16 protein-coding genes are annotated in these 21,832 nt (G+C 55.3%); 9 read left to right on the top strand and 7 right to left on the bottom strand.

Going from position 1 to position 21,832, the window contains the following annotated elements:
* Positions 1–100 precede the first annotated feature (100 nt).
* The gene (locus PK28_RS12075) at positions 101–1,315 is read right to left on the bottom strand and encodes an IscS subfamily cysteine desulfurase (RefSeq protein ID WP_044514177.1); all 1,215 of its coding nucleotides are present in this window, start codon (positions 1,313–1,315) and stop codon (positions 101–103) included.
* A 133-nt stretch (positions 1,316–1,448) separates the two neighbouring features.
* Here PK28_RS12075 and mce point away from each other — a divergent pair, with 133 nt between their 5' ends.
* The 3 genes from mce (at position 1,449) to PK28_RS12060 (ending at position 4,023) form a co-directional block, all read left to right on the top strand.
* Positions 1,449–1,871, top strand: a complete 423-nt coding sequence (mce, locus tag PK28_RS12070) for a methylmalonyl-CoA epimerase (RefSeq protein ID WP_044514176.1) — start codon at positions 1,449–1,451, stop codon at positions 1,869–1,871.
* Between the two features lie 67 nt (positions 1,872–1,938).
* Positions 1,939–2,517 (top strand): L-threonylcarbamoyladenylate synthase, encoded by a 579-nt coding sequence (locus tag PK28_RS12065; RefSeq protein ID WP_044514175.1) that lies wholly within the window; start codon positions 1,939–1,941, stop codon positions 2,515–2,517.
* A gap of 75 nt (positions 2,518–2,592) precedes the next feature.
* Positions 2,593–4,023, top strand: a complete 1,431-nt coding sequence (locus PK28_RS12060; protein ID WP_044514174.1) for a CCA tRNA nucleotidyltransferase — start codon at positions 2,593–2,595, stop codon at positions 4,021–4,023.
* 163 nt (positions 4,024–4,186) lie between these two features.
* On the opposite strand, the gene PK28_RS12055 is transcribed toward PK28_RS12060, so the two are convergent.
* Together PK28_RS12055 and PK28_RS12050 are read right to left on the bottom strand one after the other, a co-directional pair.
* Positions 4,187–6,760, bottom strand: coding sequence for a PspC domain-containing protein (locus PK28_RS12055; RefSeq protein ID WP_044514173.1), 2,574 nt, complete (start codon positions 6,758–6,760; stop codon positions 4,187–4,189).
* A gap of 43 nt (positions 6,761–6,803) precedes the next feature.
* Positions 6,804–7,151: a PadR family transcriptional regulator gene (locus tag PK28_RS12050; protein WP_044514172.1), complete on the bottom strand. Its 348-nt coding sequence runs from the start codon at positions 7,149–7,151 to the stop codon at positions 6,804–6,806.
* A gap of 334 nt (positions 7,152–7,485) precedes the next feature.
* Between PK28_RS12050 and PK28_RS12045 the strand changes: the two genes are divergently transcribed.
* From PK28_RS12045 to PK28_RS12030, 3 genes are read left to right on the top strand one after another with little or no spacing between them, the layout of a single operon-like run.
* Complete coding sequence (locus PK28_RS12045) at positions 7,486–8,592, top strand: putative type IX sorting system protein PorV2 (protein ID WP_082017084.1); 1,107 nt, start codon at positions 7,486–7,488, stop codon at positions 8,590–8,592.
* A gap of 55 nt (positions 8,593–8,647) precedes the next feature.
* Positions 8,648–11,950, top strand: coding sequence for a putative type IX secretion system sortase PorU2 (gene porU2 / locus PK28_RS20145; RefSeq protein ID WP_082017083.1), 3,303 nt, complete (start codon positions 8,648–8,650; stop codon positions 11,948–11,950).
* On the top strand, positions 11,878–13,725 hold the full coding sequence (locus PK28_RS12030; protein WP_082017082.1) for an interleukin-like EMT inducer domain-containing protein: 1,848 nt from the start codon (positions 11,878–11,880) through the stop codon (positions 13,723–13,725). The genes porU2 and PK28_RS12030 overlap by 73 nt, the downstream gene beginning before the upstream one ends.
* Before the next feature lie 154 nt (positions 13,726–13,879).
* Here PK28_RS12030 and PK28_RS12025 read toward each other — a convergent pair whose 3' ends face one another.
* From PK28_RS12025 to PK28_RS12015, 3 genes are read right to left on the bottom strand one after another with little or no spacing between them, the layout of a single operon-like run.
* Entirely contained in the window at positions 13,880–14,365 is a 486-nt protein-coding gene (locus tag PK28_RS12025; RefSeq protein ID WP_044514165.1) for a dihydrofolate reductase, read from the bottom strand.
* Complete coding sequence (fmt, locus tag PK28_RS12020) at positions 14,362–15,333, bottom strand: methionyl-tRNA formyltransferase (RefSeq protein ID WP_044514163.1); 972 nt, start codon at positions 15,331–15,333, stop codon at positions 14,362–14,364. Before fmt ends, PK28_RS12025 begins: the two co-directional genes overlap by 4 nt.
* Before the next feature lie 57 nt (positions 15,334–15,390).
* On the bottom strand, positions 15,391–16,638 hold the full coding sequence (locus PK28_RS12015; RefSeq protein WP_082017081.1) for an exo-beta-N-acetylmuramidase NamZ family protein: 1,248 nt from the start codon (positions 16,636–16,638) through the stop codon (positions 15,391–15,393).
* Between the two features lie 116 nt (positions 16,639–16,754).
* Between PK28_RS12015 and PK28_RS12010 the strand changes: the two genes are divergently transcribed.
* A complete protein-coding gene (locus PK28_RS12010; protein WP_231576147.1) occupies positions 16,755–17,903 on the top strand; it encodes an ABC transporter permease in 1,149 nt (382 codons plus the stop codon).
* Between the two features lie 100 nt (positions 17,904–18,003).
* Here PK28_RS12010 and PK28_RS12005 read toward each other — a convergent pair whose 3' ends face one another.
* Positions 18,004–18,693 (bottom strand): peptidoglycan DD-metalloendopeptidase family protein, encoded by a 690-nt coding sequence (locus PK28_RS12005; protein ID WP_044514159.1) that lies wholly within the window; start codon positions 18,691–18,693, stop codon positions 18,004–18,006.
* Between the two features lie 174 nt (positions 18,694–18,867).
* On the opposite strand from PK28_RS12005, the gene PK28_RS12000 reads away from it, so the two are divergent.
* Together PK28_RS12000 and PK28_RS11995 are read left to right on the top strand one after the other, a co-directional pair.
* Positions 18,868–19,977, top strand: coding sequence for a ferredoxin--NADP reductase (locus PK28_RS12000; RefSeq protein WP_044514157.1), 1,110 nt, complete (start codon positions 18,868–18,870; stop codon positions 19,975–19,977).
* Between the two features lie 39 nt (positions 19,978–20,016).
* Complete coding sequence (locus PK28_RS11995) at positions 20,017–21,753, top strand: M3 family oligoendopeptidase (protein WP_044514155.1); 1,737 nt, start codon at positions 20,017–20,019, stop codon at positions 21,751–21,753.
* Positions 21,754–21,832 lie beyond the last annotated feature (79 nt).

Genomic DNA, 21,832 nt, shown 5'->3' with positions numbered 1-21,832 from the left:
CTGAAAGTTGAATTATGAATTATGAATTATGTGCTGAATGTTTATGAACGGCTAGTAACCCAATTAAAAATTCAGCATTCATAATTCAGAATTGCGAAGCCTAGTGTTCAGCCCACTCAATTTTGTCGAGGTCGATGCCTTCCTTGAACATCTCCCACAGGGGAGACATTTCGCGGAGCTTGGTTACCGCTTCGCGGGTGTGGCTGATGGCGTAATCTACCTGCTCATCAGTAGTAAAGCGGCTCAAACCGAAGCGCAACGAGGAGTGAGCCAGGTCGTCGCTCAGGCCCTGGGCCTTCAGCACGTAGCTGGGCTCCAGGGAGGCCGACGTACAGGCCGAACCCGACGAAACCGCCAGATCCTTCACACCCATCATCAGGCCTTCGCCTTCCACGTATTTAAAGCTGATGTTAGTGGTGTGCGGCAGGCGATGCTCGCGCGAACCATTCACGTAGCTTTCTTCCAGCGTGAGCAGCTCTTTTTCCAGCCGGTCGCGCATGGTGGAAATACGGGCATTGTCGCTCTCCATGTCCAGGCGGCACAGCTCGGCGGCTTTGCCCAGGCCTACAATACCGGGGACGTTAAGGGTGCCGGAACGCATGCCGCGCTCGTGGCCGCCACCGTCCATCTGGGCGGTAACTTTCACGCGTGGGTTTTTGCGGCGCACATACAACGCACCTACGCCCTTGGGGCCGTACATTTTGTGGGCTGAGAAGGCCATCAGGTCAATACCATCAGCAATGACATCAACCGGAATTTTGCCTACAGCCTGAGTGCCGTCCGTCATGAACAGGGCACCGTGTTTATGGGCAATGGCGGCAATTTCGCGCAGAGGCTGAATGGTGCCGGTTTCGTTGTTAGCGTACATAATGCACACCAGAATGGTCTGGGGCGTCATGGCGGCTTCCAGCTCCTCCAGGCTGATGAGGCCCTCCGAGTTAACAGGCAGATACGTTACGCGGGCGCCCTGCTTTTCCAGGTGCTTGCACGTATCCAGCACGGCTTTGTGCTCGGTAGTAGCGGTAATGATATGGTTGCCGCGCTGGGCATACATCTCATATACCCCTTTGATACCCAGGTTGTCCGACTCAGTAGCGCCCGAGGTGAAGATAATTTCCTTGGGGTCGCAGTTGATCAGCTTGGCAATTTGCTCCCGGGAATAATCTACTGCCTCCTCTGCCTGCCAGCCGAATGCGTGGTTGCGGGAGGCCGCGTTGCCGAACATTTCAGTCATGTAGGGCAACATAGCCTCCAACACCCGCGGATCCATGGGAGTAGTGGCGTTATTATCGAGGTAAATGGGTAATTTAAGCATGGCCTAAATAGGTTGTCAGCGGAGAATGATTCGCCGGTAGAACACGGAAACCGGCAAACAGGTTTTACTTTGCAGCACAAAAGTAGACATATTCCAAACAAGCTGTACCCGCTTCTCCCACACAATTACTAGTATGTTCACTAACCTGGAACACCTGGGCCTGGCCGTGCAGGACCTGACCGCTGCCACTTCCTTATATACTAGCCTGCTGGGCACGCCCCCCTATAAGCAGGAGCACGTGGCCAGCGAAGGAGTAGACACTGTTTTCTTCCAGGTGGGCGGCTCTAAAATTGAGCTGCTGGCCGGCACTACCCCGGAAAGCGCCATTACCAAATACCTCAGCAAGAAAGGGGAGGGCATTCACCACGTAGCCTTTGAGGTGCAGGATATTTACGCCGAAATGGTGCGGCTACGCGCGGAGGGCTTCACCCTCCTGAACGAAGAACCCAAGCGGGGGGCCGATAATAAGCTCGTATGTTTTGTGCACCCGAAAAGCGCCGCCGGCGTATTGGTAGAGTTGTGTCAGGAAATCAGGGGTGAAGCGCCGCGCTCGTAACCTCTGGCTCCGCTGTCCATATATATAGTGTTGGTACGCTTCGGTGTGCGCTCTTAATTTCCCTGCCATGAGCAAGTTTTTTATTCAGGAAGTAGAATCTGCGGTAGATGCCCTGCTGCTGCAACAGGTAATTCTGTACCCCACCGATACCGTATGGGGCCTGGGCTGCGATGCCGAAGTGCCCCCGGCCGTAGATAAGCTCTACGCTTTAAAGCAGCGCGACGCGGATAAGCCCTGCATTGTACTGGTAGCCGATGAGCAGATGTTTGCGCGCTACGCGGCCGTGGTGCCGCCTAACCTCTCCGAGCTTCTTGAGAAGCAGGAAAAACCTACCACCTACGTGGTGCCGGCCAGCCCGGCCATAGCCAAAAACCTGGTAGGCCCCGACGGCACCATTGGGCTGCGCATCGTGAAGGATGACGAGTTTAGCCATAAAATTGTGCGCCGGCTGGGCCACGGCGTGGTTTCCACCTCGGCTAACATCAGTGGCAAGCTTACGCCGGCCACCTTCGCCGAAATAGAGCAGGAGCTGATTAAAGGAGTCGATTATGTAGTAAACTGGCGGCAGGACGATGCCACCGCAGCCGCTCCTTCCCGGGTGGTGCGTGTGCAGGCCGATGGCTCGCTGGAAGTACTGCGCGACTAACCGGCTGTAGAAAGCACAAATGGCCCGGCCGGGAGTTGTTACCTTTGTAGCTTCTCCGCGTTCCGCTGCTGCCCCATGAAAACTCCCCAGCTTCCTGATCTTCCTTTATTCCAGACTATAGCCGAAGCCGCCGGCGAGTTAGGCTACCCGGCCTACGTCATCGGGGGCTTTGTGCGCGACCTTGCGCTGGAGCGTCCCAGCAAGGACGTAGATGTAGTGTGCGTGGGTGACGGTATCCGGCTGGCGCAGGAAGTAGGCCGCCGCCTGCCTTCGCAGCCCCGCGTAACGGTGTTTCGCAACTTCGGCACGGCCATGCTGCCCACGCCGGAGGTGGAAATTGAGTTTGTGGGGGCGCGCCGCGAAAGCTACCGTTCAGAATCTAGGAAGCCAGAAGTGGAAGCGGGCACGCTGGAAGAGGACCTAGCCCGCCGCGACTTCACCATCAATGCCCTGGGTCTGAGCCTGAACCCCCAGGACTTTGGCACTCTGATAGACCGCTACGACGGGATGGGCGACCTGAAGCGGAAAATCATCCGCACGCCCCTCGACCCGGATATTACCTTTTCCGATGACCCGCTGCGCATGATGCGCGCGGTGCGCTTTGCTACTCAGCTCGATTTCGATATAGAGCCCGAAACCTTTGATGCCATTGCGCGCAACAAGGAGCGCATCCGCATTGTGTCGCAGGAGCGGATTACGGACGAGCTCAACAAGATTATCATGACGCCCAAGCCCAGCTATGGGTTTAAGCTGCTGTTTCATAGCGGGCTGCTGCCGCTGATATTCCCCCGCATGGCGCAGCTGCACGGGGTGGAAAAAGTAGGCCAGCACGCGCACAAGGATAATTTTTACCACACCCTGCAGGTGCTGGACAACGTGGTGGCCACCGGCAGCGACCTGTGGCTGCGCTGGGCTGCCATTCTGCACGATATTGCCAAGCCTGCCACCAAGCGCTACGATCCCAAAGTAGGCTGGACGTTCCATGGTCACGAAGACAAAGGCGCCCGCTGGGTGCCGCATATCTTCACGGAACTTAAGCTGCCGTTAGGCGAGGAAATGCGCCAGGTGCAAAAGCTAGTGCGCCTGCATCTGCGGCCTATTGCCCTGGTCAAGGAAACTGTAACGGACTCAGCTGTGCGCCGCCTGCTGTTTGAAACCGGCGACGATATTGACCGCCTGATGCAGCTGTGCAAGGCCGATATAACCAGCAAAGACCACCAGCGCGTGGCGCGTTATCTGCGCAACTTTGAGCGGGTGGAGGAGAAGCTGAAGGAAGTGGAGGAGAAGGACCATCTGCGCAATTTCAAGCCGGTTATCACGGGCGAAATCATTATGCAGACCTTTAATCTGAAGCCTTCCCGCGCCGTGGGCGAATTAAAGGAGGCCGTACTGGAAGCTATTCTGGAGGGCCAGATCCGGAATGAGTTTGAGGAAGCCTTCGCCTTCCTGTTGCAGCTCGGTAAGGCGAAGGGGCTTCCTCAGGGTCATCATTCACTCACCAAATAGACCCTTTCTCAATCTCATCCTGCCAAAAGAGGCCGGTCGGGGCCCGAGGGTTGCCCGACCGGTCTTTTATATTTTTGGACAGTAGTAAAATCGTATAAAAGTGCCGCAAAGGTGCGGCCATTTTTAAGTACTTCGAGAAAACGTGTGTTAAGGTTTCAATAAGTTATTCCGCTCGCGACTTATTGAAAGGGCGTACGTGAGAGTCGCCGGATTCATCCTTCTCTACGCTGCTTGGGTTGCCAGCATAATATACGTAGCTGGAGCCAGTAACCTCAGCCTGAAGGCGTTCTGCCACGCGCACCCGGGCCTTGCTGGCACCGGATAGGTCCAGTTTAGCGCGGTTGGTCCGTAGATTCAGGGCCTCTACGTTGCACAGGCCGGATTCTTCCACTTTCAGCTCCCGGGCCTCGCCGCGCACGGCGGTTTTGCAGGCGCCGCTCAGCTCTAGTTCCAGGCGGGGCACATTCACGTTCAGCTTGGCCGCGCTGGCGCCGCTTTGCTCCACTTGCAGGGGCTCGCCGGAGAAACCGGCAATATCACCCAGGCTGGCGCCGCTTAACTCAATATGGCGCAACGTGGGCAGCTGGATACGAATCAGAATTGGGTCCTTCATATTGGAAAGCCCAAAGAGGCCGCCGCGGCGGGAGAAGATGGCGACCCGGTCGCCGGTGGTTTCTACCCGCAGGTTGCGCAGGTCGCGCTCATTGCCGGCGGCTTCAATCTGATAGGTGTCGCCGCGGCGCACATACACGCGGTAAGCACCACTTACTTCTATCTGGCTGAAATCCTTATTGCTGAAAGTGCGGCGGCCACCTTCGTAGGCGTCGAGGTTGGTGGGGAAGTTCAGGTTGCCCAGCTCAAAGTTCACGCTACCGTCTTCGTCGTCGGAGTTTACGCTTACATTGAAATCATCCTCATCGTTGTTATCCTCATCGGCATCAAAATTTTCCAGGGCGCTGGCGGGGCAGTTAATGCACTCCAGCAGGTTGCCGTTCATGCGGAAAGTATAACGCTCGATGTCGGAAGGGATGGTGGAGTTCACGAAGAACTCGCTGCCTAACCAGTCGGCGAATTCGCGCGTCATGCGGTACTGGCGGCCCCGGGGCAGGCGGATCGTGAGCATCAGATGCTGGTCGCGCATGCGGGCACCGGGGGCGTACCGGAAATGGTTATCGAAAATGAGGGTAGAATCGTTGGCGGCGCGCATGCGGTAGGTCACGCTGCTGGTGGCCATGCGGTTGGCCTCGGCTTCGGTAGGACCTTTGGCGGTTACTTCCTGCAGCACGCTAATGGCCTGCCCGCTGTCGGCGGCTACCAGCTCAGAGCCCGCAAACTGCCCCTGACTGAGGTAGTGCAGATCCAGCTTCACCGGGTTTTTGGTGAGGGCTGGAAACTTCACTTCCTGGGTATGCTCGCCATCCTCCTGGTAATTGCTGCTGATTTTGATACCGCCCATAATGGAGCCTACCACACCCAGCATCCAGAGACCCAGCAGGGTGAGGGCAGCTGAGCGGCGCAGAATCGTACGGCGCAACAGCAAACCTACTCCTGTGAGCAGCATGGCCAGTGCCGGAATAAAGGCGGCCAGGAAAGCACTCAGTAAAAACCAACCGGGCAGATCACCCACAAGGGTATACACGGGCACGCCATCCAGATGAATATTATCAGATGTAAGAATGCCGAGGGCTGCACCTAATCCGGTGAGTGTGCCAATCAGCAGACTAAGGCCAAAGATGATCAGCATAATGGCAACAAACACCCGGATAATGGAGCCAACCAGGCTTAGTAAGGGGCGCAGGTTACGGAAGAGCTCTTCCAGAAAGGTGCCTACCGGGCGGTTAGTGCCCGGGGTAGCGCCCGCCTCAAAGGCTTGGTTGCGCAGGTTGCTGTCGATGCCGGAAAGCGTCACGGCGTCGCCCCGCATCCGGAGTCTGTCGGAGGCCGTTTTGGCCTCCGGCAGAAGAATCCAGAGAATGATATAGAGCGGAATACCGAACCCGATGAAGATGCCCAGCACAAACAGCAGGCGGAACACTACTACATCATACTTGAAGTAAGCGGCCAGACCAGCCGAAACCCCGCCTATTTTGCCATTATCGGTGTCCCGATACAGCTTTTTGAAGGTAGGATCCTCGTCGGTGGGGGTAATATCGTACCGCTTGGGCAGCGCAATCCAGAGAATGATGTAGGCCAGAATGCTAATGCCCGGCAGGTCCAGGTTGCCGTCCCCATCCCAGAAGCGGTGGAACAGAATATTGGGCAGAAAAAGCAGAGCCAGAAAGCCCAGGCGTACCCACAACGGATTGATGACAAAGTAGCGGGCAATACCAGCGGCTACCCCGGCAATTTTGCGGTTGGCCATGTCGCGGTATAAGCGGCGGGGCTCCTCGGCAGTGGCCGAAGCAGCGGCGCTGGCTTCGGGCATGCGGCCATTGGCTACGGCATCCTGCAGCTCATCCTCATCCAGCTCCTCAGCCGATTGGAACTCACTGACGCGGCCCATTTTGGCGGTCATTTCTTCTACATCCCCCAGCGTAATTACCTGCTTGGTGGAGGAAAGGCGGGCGGCGAAGAGCTCGGCAATGCGCCCCTCAATGTCGGACACAATTTCATCGTGCCCGGGGTAGCCCGAGAAGTGCGCTCGTACTTCGGCCAGATAGCGGCCAAGTACTTCGTAGCCATCTTCCTCTATGTGGAAGATCAGGCCCTGCAGGTTAATACTGATGTTCTTTTTCATCTGGTGCTGCGGTTCAGAAATACTGGTCAGAAACTGCCGGCCGTTACCCGGCGGCGGAGGTGGAGGGATGCGTGCGGATAATCTGGATAGACTCCTCGATTTCCTCCCACGTCAGGCGCAGTTGGTGCAGGAAGTCCTGCCCGGTAGGCGTGAGCGTGTAATACTTGCGAGGCGGACCGGAAGTGGATTCTTTCCAGGTATAGTCCAGCAAACCGGCATTTTTCAGGCGAGTGAGCAGTGGGTAGAGGGTGCCCTCTACCACAATCATGCGGGCCGCCGTCAGCTCTTCGAGCATGTCGGAAGCGTAAACCTCGCCCCGGGCAATGATTTCCAGGATGCAGAACTCCAGAATTCCCTTCCGCATCTGCACTTGGGTGTTCTCTACTTTCATAGGGCTGACGCGTGGTAGTGGATGAAGAATGAGTCAAAGATAGTAAAAGGTACTATGCAACGCAAGGTACCTGTTGAAATATTTTTCAGAAATAATGTTTTTCGATAATTTTTGTTGGAATAAGTCCAGTTTCTCCTATATTAGTACCATGCACAAATCTTATTTTCTTGTGTTTTTATCGGCATTTCTGGCTTTTCACAGTCTTTGCTTGTGACCCTGAAACCTCAGGCATCAGGCACTTTTTAGCCCGTTTTATTTCTGATAGTTTACTCGCACTATTCGCCGGATATTTGCGTTGTGCAACGAATTCTACCTCTCTGCCTTTCCATCCTCTATGCCGCACTTTTCCAGTCTTGCCCGGTTTCTGATTTTTAGTGGCCTTGGATGGGCCTCATTATCAACGGCTTTGGCGCAGAGCGAAGACCGCACGCCCAAGTATGCCAATGAGTTTTTGAACATTGGGGTAGGGGGGCGGGCCCTTTCCATGGGCAATACACAGGTAAGCCTGGCTCAGGATGCTACGGCCGGCTATTGGAACCCGGCCGGCCTGCTGACTCAGAAGACTAAGTACGATGCCGTGCTGATGCACTCGGAGCTTTTCTCCGGCATTGTAAAAAACGACTATGCCGCCTTCTCTATGCCGCTGGATGAGCGCAGCGCCATTGGTGCCAGCATCATTCGGCTGGGGGTAGATGATATTGCGGACACCCGCGCGCTGGTAAATGAGTACGGCCAGATAGACTACAACCGGATTAATTACTTCTCCGTGGCCGATTATGCCCTGCTGCTCTCCTATGCCCGCAAGCTGGACATGGTAGAGGGCCTGCAGATTGGCGCCAATGGTAAAATCATTTACCGCAATGTGGGCAGCTTTGCCACGGCCTGGGGCTTTGGCGTAGACGCCGGTGCGCAGCTACGGCGCGGCGACTGGCAGTTTGGCCTCATGGCCCGGGATATTACCACCACCGTAACGGCCTGGTCTATTAACAGCGAGAAGTTTCAGAGCAGCACCCAGGATACCCTAGCCATCCCCAAAAGCAGTGCTGAGGTTACGCTGCCCCGCTTTGTGCTGGGTGCTGCGCGCACTATCAAACTACCGGGCCAATTCACGGCCCTGCTTGCCACGGATCTGGAGCTAACTACCGATGGTAAGCGCAACACCCCGGTTTCTACCAGCTTTGTCAGCATCGACCCCCATGTGGGCCTGGAAGTGGGTTACCACAATGTGGCCTTTTTGCGCGGTGGGGTCAGCAATTTCCAAAAGGTAAAAGCGGTGGGCACGGGCAAGGAAGAGTGGCGCGCCCAGCCCAGCCTGGGGGTTGGCTTTACCACCAGCGGCCTGCGCCTGGATGTTGCTTTGTCGCGCCTGGCAGTAGAAAAGGTAGGGCAACGCTCCCAGACCAACTCCATCATTGTTTCGCTGGGCTACGGATTTCAATAAACCCGCTGCCTGATTCGCATTAACACCTTTTGCCGAGCATTTCATCTCTTGCTATATGAATCACCGATACATATTAACTAAATGGCGTAACGGCTTGCAGTGGTGCGCCCTGCTGGTTTTGTTATTGTCTGGCTTACCGCTTGCTGCCCAGTCGGGGCCTTATGGCAATGAGTGGATTGTAGCCGGCCAGCCCTACTATAAGATAAAAGTGGTGCGCGATGGTATCTACCATCTGGACTATCAGTACCTGACCAAAGCCGGAATTACGGGCGTCAATCCGCAGGATTTTCAGCTGATCCGGCGCGGCAAAGAAGTGCCAATCTATGTGGGTGGCAATGCTTCTTCCCTGGATCAGACTACCTATCTGGAGTTTTACGGCCAGCGTAATGATGGCCAGCTGGACCGGGATATGTACAAGAATGCCAAAGACCAGCCGCATCAGCTCTACAGCCTTTTTTCAGATACCGCAGCCTACTTTCTGACCTGGAAAACCGGTACCGCCGGCAAGCGTATGGCAGAGTCAAATCAGGTGGGCTCTAATCCGCATGCCTATTGGTGGCAAAGCCGTTGGCGAATTCCTACTAATAGTTATTTGTCTGGCGATAATGGACTTCTAGCTTTTGCTCCATGGGGCGAAGCCGGTGAGGCATATTTATCTGGGGAAATAAACAAGGAGGATCCGGGGATTGGGTTTGACTTAGATAGTATTTTCAATTTTGTACGAACCGGGCCCGCCCCTAAACTGACCTTCGCGCTGGTAGGAGGTACAAATGTGGCACACACAGCTGATGTTAGATTCTTTCCTCAAGGAAGTACTACACCCAGCCTATTGACATCAATTAAGTTTAAGGGCTTTGAAACTTCAACTCAAACCCTTGGAGTAAGGGCTTCCGACATAGGTACTAACGGTAAGTTTAAGTCAACCTATTCAGTACACAATCTGACTACAGATCCTAGCGACAGGTATAGATGGGGATTCTTCCGTTTGCGTTACCCGCAGTTGCCGCGTTTGACAAATTCCCGTTCAATTACATTTGAAAATGATTCTACTTTAGCTGGGCCGGCCTATTATGTTCTGGATAGTATTCCTGCTACAACACGTGGCTATGATATTACGAATCCATACGCTATTGAACGCATTGAAGGGGAAGCACTAGGGAGTAATAAGAGAGGATTTGTATTTCCTGCAGCTGCAGGACAAACACGAGCCTTGTTGATAGCAGATGCTGCGAAAGCATTTGTGCCTTCACCGGCTCGAAAAGTTGAGTTTAGAGTTATTGATCCAACCAAAGTTGGGTTCCTTATTATTAGCCATCCTTTCTTAATGCAGCCATCTGGTGACGTAAGTAACCCAGTAAGGGCATATGCAGAGTATCGCGCATCTGCAGTTGGGGGCAAGTACGATACCTTGGTAATCACGAGCCAACAACTCTTCGATCAATATCACTATGGGGAAACATCCCCGCTGGCAATACGCCATTTTGCCAAATGGCTTATTGCTGGGGCTCCCAACACTTCACGTTATATGTTTTTGCTGGGCCGGGGCATGATATCTGGAGAAAAAGGTCCGGGTGGTACTTTTTACCGGCAGAATGCAGCTAACCTTCCGGAAAAAGATTTGGTGCCTACTACAACGCGAGCAGCATCAGATAACTTTTTTTCAGCAGATTGGGAAACAGGCTCTTACTTAGCGAACATTCCAACGGGACGGTTAGCCGCCCGTAGCTCAACGGATGTGCTCAATTACCTCAATAAGATAAAAGAGCACGAGGCTTTGGGTAATGAGGCCTGGCGCAAAAATGCCCTCCACATGGCGGGCGGCGAGGATAAAGCCCAGCAGGCGCAGTTTCAGGCTTATATGCATAAGTATAAGAAGCGTCTGGAAGCTCCTTTATTTGGTGGTAAAGTGGTTCGTACCATTACCCGCACCCTGGAGGGGGATTATCAGCGCTACCCGGTGTACGTTAACATTGCACCGGAGCTGAATGCAGGTTTATCATTGATAACCTATTTTGGACATGGCGCACCTACCGTCTTCGATCTGAACCTGGGCAACCCCAATGACCCCGTCAATAACTATAATAATAAAGGCAAGTACCCGGTTTTCATTATCAACGGCTGCGCAGCCGGGCAGGCCTTTTCCGCTTCGCCTACCTCAGTAGGTGAAATATGGACGCTGGCGCCTGAACGAGGGGCTATTGGCTTTCTGGCTGATTCCGACTTCGGATATGAGCATCAGTTAGATTTTTACTGCGACAACCTGTACAAAGCCCTTTTCAATGACCCAGCGTGGTATGGTAAGCCCATTCCGGTGGTGTTTCGGGAGGTAGCCCGCCAGGTGCTGGAGCAATTCCCCGGCGACCCGCACGCTATTTCCCTGGCCATGAATACCATTTGGCAGGGTGACCCTACTTTGTCGCTCTACGCACCTGATAAGCCTGACTATGCCACGGATGATACCCGTTTAGAAGTAGCGCCCGTAGCCGGACAAACCAAAGTACAGGCGACCTCTCCCGCGTTTCTACTGAAAATCGGCGCTAGTAATCTGGGAAAGCTCACCCGCGACTCGCTTCATATCTCTATTACCCGCGAATATCCTTCCGCCAACGGCCGGGCGAATGATGTCATCACGCGTGTGTTCCCCCCACTGAGCCGCGACTCGGTTCTGACCGTTGAAATTGCCAATACCGGCAACGTATTTGGGCAGAGCCGTTTCACCGTTCAGCTGGATTATGCGGGTAAGGTGGATGAGCTGAATGAAAGCAACAATCAGGCATCCCTCACCTACAACTTCCTACAGGGTGGAGTAACCATACTTTCTCCGGTTGAGTTTGCTATTGTACCTTCCAACTCGGTGCATTTGGTAGCGCAGAACAATGACCCGTTGGCCGCACCCCGTGCTTTCGAGTTTGAACTGGACACGGTTCCTACCTTTAACAGCCCGGCCGTGCAGCGTACCAGCGTTACGGCCAGCGTAGCGCCGGATTGGCGTCCCACTCTCTCCGGTGCTGCCAAAGACAGCGTGGTATACTACTGGCGTTTGCGCTTTAAAGATCCGCAGGCAGATGAAATCCAGGAGTGGGCCGCCAGCTCTTTCCGGGTAATTGAGAATAGCCCCCAGGGCTGGTCGCAGAGCCATTATGGGCAGTTTGCGCGCAATGAGGCCCAAGGTCTGCGTGTAACAACTCCGGCTTCAGAATGGAAATTTGAAGAGATTAAAAAGACTCTCGCCCTGCGAGCCGGCGGGGGGGGAGCCCTACCGGTAATGGAATTACGTTTAACTCCATGTTTGGAATTCAGGTGGAGGATGAGCCTACCTATAATGCTAACTGTGGTACAAGCAAGGCAAATATTCTGATTGCCGTATTTAATCCTACTACACTGGAGCGAGTTATGAATATATCCGGGGGGCCCTACCAGCAATGTGGTGAGTCATCTGCAACGTATTACCACTTCCCTGATATATTTACAAGTTCTCGCCAAGCACAACTTACAACCTTCTTAAATAATGTTCCGGAAGGATACTATGTGGCGGCTGTGAGCCTCAACCGGGTGAGGTTCTCTACCTTCCCTACTACGCTGAAGGCCGCATTAACTTCGATAGGCTCGTCGCTGATTAACAACCTGCAGGATAGTGACCCATTTGTAATTCTGGGCCAGAAAGGCTTAGCGGCAGGTAAGGCGCAGGAAATGACGGCTGACTTAACCAGCGCTACTCCCCGCTATGACCAGGTAATCACGCTGAACGCATCTATGAAAACGCTGGGCACAAGTGGCGTCCTGATATCCACCCGCATTGGTCCGGCCCAGAATTGGGGTACCCTGTTTCACGATATTAAGGCCAGCGCTACGGGAACCTACACGCTGAAAGTGCTTGGTATTAATGCCGAAGGCGCCAGCCAGGTACTGTTTGATAAAGTGCAGAGCGAGCAGTTTAGCCTGAGCGAAGTATCGGCCAAGGATTATCCTTATCTGCAGCTGGAACTGCAGGCAAAGGACGAACAGAGCCGGAAAGCGCCGCAGCTCAAGCAGTGGCTGGTCACCTATCAGGGCTTCCCAGAAGGCCTGGTTCGGCGTGACCTGGCCACGGCGGGCAGCTATGATGCCACTACCCTGGAGAAACAGGCGGCAAGCGGTACTATTACAGTGCCGGTAGTGTTCCAGAACGTTTCTACTATTGATTTCTCGGATAAAGTGAAGGCTGTGGCTACGGTGCGCAACGGCAATACCGTTAGCCCGGAAATCACGCTCACCTCGCCCCGCATTCTCAAGGCAGACTCTACCGTTACGTATTTGTACAAGCTGGATGTGGCAGGCTTAACGGGGGCTACCTCCGTGCATGTTGATGTAAACCCCAAGCTGCTGCCGGAGCTTTATTACTTCAACAACCAGCTGGATCTGAACTTTAACGCCGCCGATAAAAACCTGCCTCCCACCCTGGATGTCGCTTTCGATGGTCAGCACATCCTGAACGGAGACATCGTGTCGCCCTCGCCCATTATTACGGCGGTGCTTCATGATGAGGACAAGGTGCGGGCCATAAAAGACCCCAGCAACTTCCAGTTGCTGCTCACCCGCCCGGGCGGCACCGTGGCCGAAAGAATTGACATGAACAGCCCCGCCGTAACGTTCCGGACCGACGCTGCCAAAGGCACCGCGCAGGTAGAATACCGCCCGGAGAAGCTGGCCGATGGCGTGTATAAGCTGCAGGTGCAGGGCACCGACGTCAACGGGACACAGGCGGCGGTAGAGCGGTATGAGGTATCGTTTGAAGTAATAAATGCTTCTACCATCACCAACGTTTATCCTTACCCCAACCCGGTAACCAGCAAAACCCGCTTTGTTTTCACCATGACGGGCGCCGAACTGCCCCGCGACATGAAAATTCAGATTATGACGCTGACGGGCAAAGTAGTGCGCGAGATTATGATGGCTGAGCTGGGTCCCTTGCACATCGGCAATAACATCAGCCAGTTTGCCTGGGATGGCACCGACGAGTTTGGTGACCGACTGGCCAATGGCACCTACCTATACCGTGTTATCATGGACCAGTCCGGCCAGTTCGAGCGCCGCCGTACCGCCGGTGATAAAGCCTTTAAAAAGGACTGGGGTAAGCTGGTGCTGCTGCGTTAAAAACCAATTCAGGTAGATATAACTCCATAAAAAAGCCGCCTCATGGGCGGCTTTTTTATTTCTGATAACCATGGCAGGGCACAACAGGTAGCCACGCTGTCCAACAGTCATGTTGTTGCGTAGCCGGGTGATAGATTGCCGTTTAAGGGGTTTTCTAGCGGCGGCGGAGCGTCACAAAGCTGTAGGAGAAAGCATGCTTTTCGTCCGGCTCGTGCCGCTCCCGGGTTTCTTCCTGCCACACCGCAAGGTCCAGCTCCGGGAAGCGAACCTCTCCTTCAAAGTTATGATGCACTTCCGTCAGGTAGATAATATCCACTGCCGGCAGGGCCTCCTTATACACTTCGCCGCCCCCAATGATAAAAACCTCTTCGTCCAGCTTGCCCGCAACTTCCAAGGCTTCCGGAACTGAGTAAGCGGTAGTGCAGCCGGGCGCTTGCCAGTCGGTTTGGCGGGTTACTACAACGTTGGTGCGGCCCGGCAGTGGCCGGCCAATGCTTTCAAACGTGCGGCGCCCCATAATAATAGGGTGCCCCAGAGTAAGCTGTTTAAAATGCTTCAGGTCATTGGGCAGGTGCCAGATCAGTTGGTTGTTATGGCCGATGACGTTGTTTTCGGCTACGGCAACGATAAGGGCTATCATACAGCAGAGGGGTTGAGCGCAGCAGTATTGAAACCACGCAGAAAATCAGTAATCAGCATCCGCTTTTTGCCTTCCAACTGCACATCCAGCAGATCCAGGAGGCCATTGGCGGTTTGAATGCGCAGGTAGGTGCGGCCATCGGTGAGCCAGGTGCCGGGCACGGCCTCGGGATGCGGTCCGCTGGCATCCTCATCGGCCAGGGCTTCGGCCCGAAATACCTTCAGTGTGCGCCCATCGGGGAGTTGTGTGAAAGCCGTGGGGATAGGCGAGAGGCCGCGCACCCAGTTGGCCAGATCCGGAGCAGCGCGCAGGAAATTGAGGCGGCCGGTTTCTTTCTGAATTTTGGGAGCAGTCCGTAACGCTGATGACCCCTGCTGCGGAATGCTGGGCGCCGTGCCCGAGGCAATAGCCCGGACTGTGCGTAGCGCCAGCGCCGCGCCGGCTTCTTTCAGCTTTTCATACAAAGAGCCAAAATCATCAGTAGGCGCAATGTCCACCGCATCCTGAAAAATCAGGTTGCCGGTGTCTATTTCGTGTTGCAGAAAGAAGGAAGTCACGCCCGTTTGCGTATCGCCGTGCATGAGGGCCCAGTTAATGGGGGCGGCGCCGCGGTATTGCGGCAGCAGGGAAGCGTGAATATTAATGGAACCCAGGCGCGGCATATTCCATACGGCTTCGGGCAGCATTCGGAAAGCCACCACCACTTGCAGATCAGCGGCAAATGCGCGCAGCTCCGCCTGAAACTCCGGGGCCTTGAGGTTGGTAGGCTGCAACACGGGCAAGCCATGCCGCACAGCCGCTTGTTTCACCGCCGACTCGGCTAGCTGCCGTCCGCGCCCGGCGGCTTTGTCCGGGGCCGTAACCACGGCCACCACCTGGCAGCCCGGCCAGCTGAGCAAAGCTTCCAGCGTGGGCACCGCAAATTCCGGCGTGCCCATAAAAATCAGACGGAGAGGACTTTCTGTCATATAATGAAAACTGGCAAAGACAGCTTCTAGAAGCAGTTTGGAGCAGGAGGGGAAAGGTTATTTAAAATCTGGATAGAGCAGATATTGCTTACGCATTAGCTTATACTGGCCCAGCGCCGGCTCCCAGGACTGCCGGATTTCGGCTTCTGATTTACCGGCTATAATCTGTTGGCGTAAGCTCAGCGTGCCGGTCAGCTGCTCGAAATACTTGCCGAAGAACTTGTCTTTGGCGGTGCTCTGGTGGTAAAAATCCAGCAGGTATTTTAGCGTGAAGCCGGTGGAGTCGTCGGCGGTGGGCTGGTGCAGATTGAGGCCGTAGCAAAGCTTGCCGTTCTGCGGGGGCGTGGGCGAGCCGGTATTAGGGCGCGGCCTAAACTGGTAAGGGCGCGAGGCGGGCTGCGTGGGGCTGCCAATAACTTCAAACGGCATATCCGTACCGCGACCTACGCTTACCTCGGTGCCTTCAAACAGGCAGATAGACGGATACAGCTGCACGGCCCGGGCGGTGGGCAGATTGGGCGAAGGGCGCACGGGCAGCACATACCGGGTGGCATGGGTATAGTGTGCCACCGGCACTACCGTGAGGCGGGCCTGCCGGCCCCCGGCCAGCCATTTCTGCCCGTTTATCATGCGGGCCAGCTCGCCCACCGTGAGGCCGTGTACAATGGGGATGGGGTGCATGCCCACGAAAGACTTATAAGCAGGCTCCAGCACGGGGCCATCCACGTAATACCCGTTAGGGTTGGGGCGGTCTAGTACCACTACCTCCTTGCCCTGCTCGGCGGCGGCTTCCATTACATAGTGCAGGGTACTGATAAAGGTGTAGAAGCGTGCGCCTACGTCCTGAATATCAAATACCAGTACATCCAAGTCCTGCAGCATTTCTGGCGTAGGCTTTTTGGTGGCACCGTATAAAGAGCGCACGGGCAGGCCGCTGCGGGTATCGCGCCCATCCTTAATGGTAGCTCCATCGGCGGCCTCGCCACGGAAACCGTGCTCCGGCGCAAAAATGCTGCGTACCTGTACGCCTTGGGCCAGCAGGGTATCTACCAAATGGGAGCCGCCCACGCGGGAAGTTTGGTTGACTACCAGGCCCACCCGCTTGCCGCGCAGCTGGGGTAGATATTTGGCAAACTGCGCGGCTCCCACCTGCAACGGGGCAGCAGCCGGGGGAGCAGCAATTCCGGGCGAAGCGGGCGTGGGGGCGCTGGCCGTTGGGAGCGTGCTGGCAACGGGCGTGGTGGCACAACCGGAAATAAACAGCGAGGAAAGGCTACAAAGGCCGGAAAGGAGGAGGGAGTGCATCCGAAAAATGACAACTGGAAAACTGGTGACAGACACGTAGCTTTACGGCAGTGAATGTTGCGCGGTACATATCCCACAAAATAGACGGCGCCGATTCGGGGTCTTTCACCTCGACGGTGACAAAAATAGCAATCATCAGCATTGCCCTTGGGGTGGCGGTGATGATTGTGTCGTTTGCTATTCTGGAAGGGTTCCGAAACGAAATTCAAAGCAAGATATTCTCGTTTGGGGCGCACCTTACCATCAGCAAGTACGACAATAATAACTCGCTGGAGGTAGAGCCTATTGGTAACGGGCAACTGCAGAATGACTTACGGCATTTTCCGCAGATAAAATCCACGCAGCCCTTCGCCCGGAAAACGGCCATTATCAAAACCAAGGAAGAGGTTCTGGGCGTGGTATTGAAGGGCATTGATGAGCGGAAAAGCCCCTCGCTCATGCGCCAGAATCTGGTGGCCGGCCGCTTCATTACCTTCCCCGATACGGCTGCATCCGAGGAAGTCCTGCTTTCCCGCAAAGTAGCTGATAAGCTACGCCTGAAAGTGGGCGACGATGCCCTGTTCTACTTTATCCAGAATCCGCCCCGCATCCGGCGCTTTACCGTGAGCGGCATCTACCAAACCGGCCTGGATGAGTTTGATGAAGTCTACGTCATCGGCGACATTCGCCAGATCCGGGACCTCAATGCCTGGCCCGACTCACTGGTAGGCGGCATGGAAGTGGTCCTCAAGGACTTCAATCAGCTGGACCCCGTAGCCGATGAGCTGTACGAAAACCTGCGCTACGACCTGAAGCTGGATAAAATCACGGAGGAATATGCGCAGCTCTTCGACTGGCTGCAGCTACTGAACCGCAACGTGGTAATCTTCCTGCTGCTGATTGTGTTTGTGGCGACCTTTAACATGGTGGCTACCATCTTCATCATGATTCTGGAGCGCACCAACATGATTGGGGTGCTAAAGGCCATTGGTGCCACCGATAACCAGATCCGGAGCATGTTCTTTTTCCGGGGGCTGAATCTGACCATCAAAGGCATTTTGTACGGCAACCTCATTGGCCTGGGCTTCTGCGCCATTCAGTACTTTTTCCACATCATCCCCCTCGACCCCGAGAACTACTACATGGATCGGGTGCCGATTCACTGGGACCCGCTCATCATTGTGCTGCTGAACGTGGCTACTTTCGGAATGTCCCTGCTGGCCGTACTCATTCCCACCTTCCTGATTTCCCGCATCAAGCCGGTTGTCGCTATTAAGTTTGATTAATCCAGGTAACTAATCCGTATTCAAAAGCACCAGCAAAAGCCCGGCTCTCAGTGGAATGAGAGCCGGGCTTTTGCTGGTGCTTCATAAATAGAAGGTTCGGTTAGAGCCACTGGCTCTGGAGAATCAGGTTAGGGTCGGGGCAGAGCTCCGCCCACTTTTCCCGCTCTTCCGGTAGTGCTACGCCGGGGTAGTCGCCTACGTAGTCCTGCATATCCGCAATAATCTGAAAGTGCAGGTGAGGGGGCCAGTCGCCATTTTCGGGCGCGGGGCCCACTTCCGTGAAGGCTACGCCCTTTTCCACCGTCATGCCGGGGCGTAGCAGGGCGGTTTCGCGGCGGGTCAGGTGGCCGTAGAGGGTGTAGAAGGTAGTGTCTTCCAGCTGATGCTGTAGAATAACAGTAGGGCCGTAATTGCCAAAACCTTCGTTGTCTTCCACGCTATGTATCACGGCATCCAGCGGTGCCAGCACGGGGGTGCCGGCCCGCAGCCAGATATCTACGCCCAGGTGCAGGGAGCGGGGCCGGGCCGCGTCGCCGAACAACTCCGGGCTCCGGCGGTATATAACCCGGTTCTCCAGGTAGCCGCCCACGCCAATAGCCGCTTCTTTATCAGCTAAAAGCTGTTGTACCAACGCTTCAAAAGCAGCCGTGTCGCGCAGGTCAGCCCGCGCTACCACCGAATTGGCGGCGGTAAAATCCAGGCGGGTAACTTCGGGAGCATTCAGATCAACGGGCAGAACCGGACCAAATTCGTGCTGATGGCGTTCCAGCAGCTGGGCAAGTGCAGACATAAATGGGAGAAAGTAAGGCCGAAGCCCGGCAGATGTAAAATTTGGAGATGTACCAGTGTAAAATGCGGGCACCAAGCTAAAACGAACGGTGCAGAATCCCGTACTTTGCAGCCCGCTTAAAATCCGTGGGCCTTCCGTCTACGTAAACCTTTTTTTAGTCAGTTCACCACCCGAATGAGCTCTCCTTACCTTACCCTTAACGTCGTTGAACTCACCCAGGAAACCCCCGACGCCGTTACCATCCACCTAGAGCATCCTGAGCGCCAACCTATTGCCTGTCAGCCTGGTCAGTTTCTGACCTTGATTTTACCCTGTGGTGCCGGAGGAAAGAAAGAACGCCGCTCGTATTCGCTTAGCAGCACGCCTAACGAAGCGCCGCGGCTCTCGGTTACGGTAAAGCGGGTGCCCGGGGGCCTGGTCAGCAACTATCTGCTGGATACGGTGAAGGTAGGCCAGCAAATGGAGGTAATGGCTCCGTTGGGCAATTTTACGCTCAAAACCGGCGCTAAAACAGCCCGCTCGTTGGTGTTGGTAGGGGCCGGCAGCGGTATTACGCCCCTCATGAGCATGCTGAAAGCCGTGCTGCAGGAGGAGCCCGAGAGCCACGTGCTGCTGGTGTACGGCAACCGCAATGAAGAATCTGTTATTTTCCGGCAGCAGCTGGCGCAGCTGGAAGCCCGCTATGCCGGCCGCCTACAGGTAGAGCATATTTACACCCAGCCCAAGCAGCCCGTAGCGGCGCACCAGCATACCGGGCGCCTCAACCGCACCATGCTGCTGCGTATTCTGGAGCAGCGCCACCAGTTCCCGGCCGAGCAGGCCGAGTATTTCCTTTGCGGCCCCGATGGCATGATGGCCGAAGCCAAAGCGGCTTTGGAACTGCTGGGTGTGCCGGCCGCCAACATTCACCGTGAAAGCTTCATGGCCGCCGCCGACTCCAGTGAAGTGGCTGCCAACCAGCCCAATGGCCACGGAGATGTTTCAGTAGCGGCGGAAGATGATGCCAATCAGCCCCGGACCGTTACCATTCAGTATGAAGGATCGGAGTATTCCGTAGCCGTAGCGGCCAACCAGACTATTCTAGAAGCCGCTCTGGATCAGGATATTGACTTGCCGTATTCCTGCCAGGCCGGTTTATGTACAGCCTGCCGTGGGAAATGCCTGTCCGGCAAAGTACATTTGGATGAGCGCGAAGGATTATCCGACGCCGAAATGAAGCAAGGTTATGTGCTGGTATGCGTGGGCCACCCCCTCACCAGTGACGTTGTTATCGAAATCGGTTAAATTATCCTTAGGGTATTCTTCCGCGAAAACTCTTTTGCAATGGTACACTCCCCCGAAACCGCCCTGGCTACCGATACCCAGCGCCCACCCCGTCATTACTTGCCCGAGAGTTTTCTGGTAAGTGACTGGGCTACTCTCGAGCCTTATTTTATTGAGCTGCGAGAACGGGACCTGCACTCGGCCGCCGAGCTGGAACGGTGGCTATTGGACCGCAGTGAGCTGGAAAGTGTGCTTAGCGAGGACATGGCCTGGCGCTATATTCGCATGACCTGCGACACGCAGGATGCCGGTCGGGCGGAGGCGTTTCAATACTTTGTAAGTGAGATTGAGCCCAAAGTAGCCCCCTACGACCACGCTCTCAACGAAAAGATGATGGCCTCGGAGTACCTGGGGCAGCTGGATCCGCAGCGCTACCGCGTGTTTATTCGCTCGGTGCGCCAGGCCCTGGAAATCTACCGCGAAGCGAATATTCCGCTCAAAACCGAAATCAGCACCAAGCAGCAGCAATATGCCGCTACCGTGGGCGCCATGACGGTAACGCTGGATGGCGAGGAAATAACCCTGCCCCGCGCCGCCGACCGGCTGAAAAACCCCAAACGCTCCGTGCGCGAAGAAGCCTACCGGGCCGTGCAGGAGCGCCGTCTGCAGGATGCCGTGCCCCTGGATAAGCTCTTCACTGAGCTGGTGCAGCTACGCCACCAGATGGCCCTGAACGCCGACTTCCCCAACTTCCGCGACTATATGTTCGCGGCCCTCGGCCGCTTCGACTACACCCCGCAGGACTGTAAGCATTTCCACCAGGCTATCCGGGAAACCGTAGTGCCGCTCATTGACGACTTAGACCTGGCCCGCCGCCAGGATCTGGCCCTGCCCGAGCTGCGCCCCTGGGACCTGGATGTGGACGTGAGTGGCAAAGCGCCCCTGCACCCTTTTGAAACCGGCGAGGAACTACTGGAAAAAACTATTACCGTATTCGAGCGCCTCGACCCTTTTCTGAGCGACTGTCTGCGCACTATGCGCCAAATGGGTAATCTGGATCTGGAGTCGCGCAAGGGGAAAGCTCCGGGCGGCTACAACTACCCACTGGATGAAACCGGCGTGCCGTTCATTTTCATGAATGCCACCTCTTCGCTGCGCGATGTAGTAACCATGCTGCACGAAGGCGGCCACGCTGTACATAGCTTCCTCACACGCCGCCTGCCACTTTCCGCCGATAAGCATCCGCCATCCGAAGTAGCTGAGCTGGCCTCCATGAGCATGGAGCTAATGAGTATGGACCATTGGGATGTGTTTTTCTCTGACCCAGAGGAACTGCGCCGCGCCAAGAAAACCCACCTGGAAAGCGTATTGGAAACCTTCCCGTGGGTAGCTACCATTGATAAGTTTCAGCACTGGGTCTACGAGAATCCGCAGCATACGGAGCAGGAACGGCACCAAAGCTGGATGACTATCTTCAACGAGTTCAACCAGCGCACCGTGAGCTGGCAGGGACTGGAGAAGTATAAGCCTTACCTCTGGCAAAAGCAGCTGCACCTCTATGAAGTGCCGTTCTATTACATAGAATACGCCATGGCCCAGCTGGGAGCCATTGCGGTTTGGCGCAACTTCCGTCAGAATCCGCAGCAAGGCCTGGCGGCTTACAAACGCGCCCTGGCGTTGGGCTACACGGCACCCATCGGCGAGATATACGCCGCTGCGGGCATCCGCTTTGATTTTAGCACCGAGTACCTGCGCACGCTGGCCGATTTCGTGCACGATGAAATGGCTAAACTGTAGGGTATTTTCTTCCGCACAAAAAAAGCCTCTGTGTAGCACAGAGGCTTTTTTTATGTGAAAAGTGGGCTCAGTAAACCAA

This window comes from Hymenobacter sp. DG25B, assembly GCF_000801315.1.
In the GTDB taxonomy this organism is placed as follows: Bacteria; Bacteroidota; Bacteroidia; order Cytophagales; family Hymenobacteraceae; genus Hymenobacter.
This window is presented reverse-complemented; position numbering and strand designations above follow the sequence as displayed.

What these genes read in the sequence shown, in the direction of transcription:
- PK28_RS12075 (WP_044514177.1), bottom strand. Translation starts at nt 1,315, where the DNA reads ATGCTTAAATTACCCATTTACCTCGATAATAACGCCACTACTCCCATG.
- mce (WP_044514176.1), top strand. Translation starts at nt 1,449, where the DNA reads ATGTTCACTAACCTGGAACACCTGGGCCTGGCCGTGCAGGACCTGACC.
- PK28_RS12065 (WP_044514175.1), top strand. Translation starts at nt 1,939, where the DNA reads ATGAGCAAGTTTTTTATTCAGGAAGTAGAATCTGCGGTAGATGCCCTG.
- PK28_RS12060 (WP_044514174.1), top strand. Translation starts at nt 2,593, where the DNA reads ATGAAAACTCCCCAGCTTCCTGATCTTCCTTTATTCCAGACTATAGCC.
- PK28_RS12055 (WP_044514173.1), bottom strand. Translation starts at nt 6,760, where the DNA reads ATGAAAAAGAACATCAGTATTAACCTGCAGGGCCTGATCTTCCACATA.
- PK28_RS12050 (WP_044514172.1), bottom strand. Translation starts at nt 7,151, where the DNA reads ATGAAAGTAGAGAACACCCAAGTGCAGATGCGGAAGGGAATTCTGGAG.
- PK28_RS12045 (WP_082017084.1), top strand. Translation starts at nt 7,486, where the DNA reads ATGCCGCACTTTTCCAGTCTTGCCCGGTTTCTGATTTTTAGTGGCCTT.
- porU2 (WP_082017083.1), top strand. Translation starts at nt 8,648, where the DNA reads ATGAATCACCGATACATATTAACTAAATGGCGTAACGGCTTGCAGTGG.
- PK28_RS12030 (WP_082017082.1), top strand. Translation starts at nt 11,878, where the DNA reads ATGTTTGGAATTCAGGTGGAGGATGAGCCTACCTATAATGCTAACTGT.
- PK28_RS12025 (WP_044514165.1), bottom strand. Translation starts at nt 14,365, where the DNA reads ATGATAGCCCTTATCGTTGCCGTAGCCGAAAACAACGTCATCGGCCAT.
- fmt (WP_044514163.1), bottom strand. Translation starts at nt 15,333, where the DNA reads ATGACAGAAAGTCCTCTCCGTCTGATTTTTATGGGCACGCCGGAATTT.
- PK28_RS12015 (WP_082017081.1), bottom strand. Translation starts at nt 16,638, where the DNA reads ATGCACTCCCTCCTCCTTTCCGGCCTTTGTAGCCTTTCCTCGCTGTTT.
- PK28_RS12005 (WP_044514159.1), bottom strand. Translation starts at nt 18,693, where the DNA reads ATGTCTGCACTTGCCCAGCTGCTGGAACGCCATCAGCACGAATTTGGT.
- PK28_RS12000 (WP_044514157.1), top strand. Translation starts at nt 18,868, where the DNA reads ATGAGCTCTCCTTACCTTACCCTTAACGTCGTTGAACTCACCCAGGAA.
- PK28_RS11995 (WP_044514155.1), top strand. Translation starts at nt 20,017, where the DNA reads ATGGTACACTCCCCCGAAACCGCCCTGGCTACCGATACCCAGCGCCCA.